We start from the raw sequence: 297 nt of genomic DNA, 5'->3' as shown, positions 1-297 counted from the left end.
GCAAGTGCGAGTTCGAGTATAACGGTTCCAGACGCCGCCATGGCTGCATCGGCCTCGGCAAAGGCTTTCCATTTTGCTTGCGCGCCGACGACGATCTGCGGCTTTACCGCCCATCCCGCCGTCATTTCGCGGACGAGCGCTTGCCTGTGCATTACGGTCGGCAGAATGAAGCGTGTCGGCCCATTACGGGCGACGATTTCATTCGTGGCGACCTCGAAATAAGGCAGAAGCTTCTGGATCTCGGAGGAGCGCGAGCCGGGAAGAAGCAGGATCGGGCCGTTGCCTGGCTGCCTTCCC

Annotated in this window: 1 pseudogene; it reads right to left on the bottom strand. The window is 60.9% G+C overall.

The features are described 5' to 3' along the window. Positions 1–297 (bottom strand): annotated as a pseudogene (locus EOD29_RS31190) (lipid-A-disaccharide synthase); the annotation flags it as partial.

The organism is Mesorhizobium sp. M1A.T.Ca.IN.004.03.1.1, from assembly GCF_003997555.1.
GTDB lineage: Bacteria > Pseudomonadota > Alphaproteobacteria > Rhizobiales > Rhizobiaceae > Mesorhizobium.
The sequence above is the reverse complement of the archived record's forward strand: the minus strand, read 5'-3'. Positions and strand labels throughout refer to the sequence as shown.